This window comes from Actinomadura rugatobispora (assembly GCF_042656285.1).
In the GTDB taxonomy this organism is placed as follows: Bacteria; Actinomycetota; Actinomycetes; order Streptosporangiales; family Streptosporangiaceae; genus Spirillospora; species Spirillospora rugatobispora.
This window is the reverse complement of record NZ_JBHSON010000264.1, coordinates 1-795: the sequence shown is the minus strand read 5'-3', so window position 1 is coordinate 795 and position 795 is coordinate 1. Positions and strand designations below refer to the sequence as shown.

General features: G+C 38.1%; 1 protein-coding gene. It reads left to right on the top strand.

Annotated elements, in window-relative coordinates; genetic code table 11:
* The first annotated feature begins 288 nt into the window (after positions 1-288).
* Positions 289-609 carry a hypothetical protein gene (locus tag ACFPZN_RS56240; protein ID WP_045351067.1) on the top strand — a complete coding sequence of 107 codons (321 nt, stop codon included), beginning with the start codon at positions 289-291 and terminating at the stop codon, positions 607-609.
* The last annotated feature ends 186 nt before the right edge of the window (positions 610-795 follow it).

Below are 795 nucleotides of genomic sequence, written 5' to 3'. Positions count from 1 at the left end.
TAATTACATTGGCGAGTTATAAGAACCATGATGACTTGCAATCCCAACTTATAAAAATGAGATCAAGCTAATAATTATACATTATAAAGCCCACATATTAACCACATCCAACATGAACTGAATTTTATTAAGTTCGCCCCCACAAATTAAGGGTTTAAGTTGGTAGTTTCATGGTTCATTCATCTAACTCGCACCTTCCTTCGCTAGCACCCTACTATTAATTGGAGGTAATAAATACCAGCTAATTCATTTATTATACTTTGCTTAAATCTTTTAAGGTATATACATATGACAACTAATCAGCAACTCAGCACCTTCGCAATTACATCACAGAAAAAACCGCATCATCCAAGTGACAACAAAACATGCATGGTGCTAATGATTGCCTTTATTTTCAGCATTCCCTACGCCGCCGCGCTTAATGCTGCGCTGTTGGAAGAAAATAATTTAAAAGTTTCTTTAGCGTGGATTGGTATAGCCTTCGCTGTCATATGGATTGGATACGACTTGAGTAAGCTAAAAGAAAAAACTAAGTTCCATGTGATTTTTACAATCGCCGCCAAAGCTATACCTGCGATTTTGGCTTTAATTGGACTTAAGTTTTCCTAACCTCATTATTTTTTTATTTAAAAACAATGAATTAAACAATCCACTACTGAGTTACCCCCTTATGAGGTTCGCACTATGGTATCTAAGCAACGTTAAAAACTGATCGAGCTGGTCCTTGTAGGCGGAATCAGCATTGCCCGGTACGCGACGCGCCCCCCCCACGCGAGTTATCACACGTTTAAGAAG